Below are 2171 nucleotides of genomic sequence, written 5' to 3'. Positions count from 1 at the left end.
CGTCAGACTCGCCCAACCCTCGGCTCCCGCCCAACAACTTGACGATGCCCGCCGGGCGGTGGCAGGCGCCGTCGAGCCGGCGCTGTGCCCGGTGGCTGACGACGGCGCCGGAGAAACTTGATGCCGATGAGAGAACGTTCATCGATCACCTTGGTCAGACCGCTCCCGGCCTGATCCAGGCAGCCGTCGTGGCTAACGCCTTCACGAAGATGGTCCGCGACCATCACGATACCGGCTTCGAGGCTTGGCTCGAAGCTGCCCGCGCCAGCGAGTTGCGGTCCTTTGCCGACGGCATTGATCGCGACGCTGCCGCGGTCCGAGCCGCTCTCACCGAGCCATGGAGCACCAGCCCGGTCGAAGGACACATCAACCGCGTCAAGACGATCAAGCGTCAAATGTATGGACGGGCGAACTACGACTTACTCCGGCAACGGGTTCTAGCCGCTGCATGATCATGCCGACTGCTGGGCAACGCCGAAAAAAATACGGCACTGCTATCACCAACTTACATCTTTTACGTGTGCATCGGAAATGTGGAAGAACCCGAAATCGGATTCCGCCGAAATATGCACAAAACGGCGTTGGATGCGCACATACCAGGAATCCCCGTTGATCCAGTTACAGGCTTGTCCAAACACAATTTGCCACTGACTCCCCCCGGCCTGCTGATCCGGCAGGTCGTGCCGTCCGCCGACACCGTCATGATCACGACTGCTCCGAAGGCACCGGAGGCCTGCTGCCCGGTCTGTGGCCACGCCTCGCACCGGGTCCACAGCCGGTATTTCCGGACTCTCGCCGATCTGCCCTGGCAAAGACGCACCGTGCTGATCCGGATACAGGCGCGCCGATTTCGCTGCCCCGTCGCCGAGTGCCCGCGACGGATCTTCACCGAACGCCGGCCCGCCATCGCGACCGGCCCCTGGTCGCGCCGCACCGGGCGCCTGGGCGAGATCCAGCGCCACCTTGGGCTGGCTATGAGCGGTCGGGCCGGCGCATATCTGGCGGAGCGCCTTGTCATGCCAGCCGGCGGCGACACCCTGCTCAGGCTGGTCCGCCGGATCGAGCCGGAGGAACCGGCTGTGGTTCGGGTTGCCGGCATCGATGACTGGGCGCGGCGCAGAGGCCATCGCTACGGCACCATGGTCGTGGATCTGGAGCGCCGCAAGGTGGTGGATCTGCTGCCCGACCGGGAAGCCGACACGGATGCCTGGTGGATGGCGGAGCACCCGGAAATCGAGGTGATCAGCCGCGATCGCAGCGCCGCCTATGCCGATGCCGCCCGACACGGCGCCCATCAGGCGTGTGATGCGGCTCGGACGAATGACCCTGCCTCGGAAAAGGGTCATTCGCCGCAAACTATTGCTCCGCTATGACTTTGCATGTTTGACGAAGGGTCACGCAGGTGCCGATAGAGGGTCTGAGCTGACGCCGATCCACAAGGGGCCATGGCCATGTGGCTTGAATCGGTCAAATTGCCAGTGTCGGGCCGTACCGTGGTTCTTTCCACACCTGCATGATATACAGCCTGTTTCAGCTATACAGCTCCTGTAACCAGACGCAGATGATGAGGATATCCAGTGAGGCTGCCCAACAGAGAACCGATCGTGTCCCTAGACGTGGTGTAAGAGCGCGGTCAGTTCTGCAGCTCTCAGTTCATCGTCTGGCCGGTCAGCTCATGTGCCCGTCACGGGCAACATGAGACCCCCATCATCGCCAAGTGGAGCGATAGTTTCCAGGGTCATGTATCGGGCGCGCTGAACGGCCCATTCATCGTTTTGTTCGAGCAGGATGGCGCCCACCAGACGGGTGATGGCCGCTTCGTTCGGAATGATGCCGACGACCTCTGTGCGGCGCTTGATCTCGCCGTTGAGCCTCTCGATTGGGTTTGTCGAGTGGATCTTGACCCTGTGCTCCTTGGGGAACGTCATGTAGGCGAGCACGTCCTGCTCTGCCTCATCCAGTAAAGCCGACAGCTTGGGCAGTTTCGGGCGGATCTGGTCAGCCACTTGGCGCCATTGAGCTCGAGCTGCGGCTTCATCGTCCTGGGCGAAGGCAGTGCCGATGAAGGCGGCAACGACGCGGCGCCCACTCTTGCCGGCATGGGCCATTATATTGCGCATGAAGTGCACCATCCGAACGCAATTGGTACCGTTCGATTTACGCTGGCAGTT

3 protein-coding genes are annotated in these 2171 nt (G+C 62.2%); 2 read left to right on the top strand and 1 reads right to left on the bottom strand.

Annotated features, from left to right (window positions below; translation table 11 throughout):
• On the top strand, nt 1–452 hold a 452-nt coding region (locus N826_RS38770), incomplete at its 5' end, for a transposase (RefSeq protein ID WP_211099520.1).
• Between the two features lie 189 nt (nt 453–641).
• Nucleotides 642–1373 (top strand): ISL3 family transposase, encoded by a 732-nt coding sequence (locus tag N826_RS38765; RefSeq protein WP_169789516.1) that lies wholly within the window; start codon nt 642–644, stop codon nt 1371–1373.
• 300 nt (nt 1374–1673) lie between these two features.
• Here N826_RS38765 and N826_RS38760 read toward each other — a convergent pair.
• A partial coding sequence (locus N826_RS38760) for an IS256 family transposase (RefSeq protein ID WP_044437924.1) occupies nt 1674–2171 on the bottom strand: 498 nt, incomplete at its 5' end.

This window comes from Skermanella aerolata KACC 11604, from assembly GCF_000936425.1.
GTDB classification, from domain to species: Bacteria; Pseudomonadota; Alphaproteobacteria; order Azospirillales; family Azospirillaceae; genus Skermanella; species Skermanella aerolata.
Note: the sequence above shows the minus strand (reverse complement) of the source record. Positions and strands in the feature narration are given on the sequence as shown.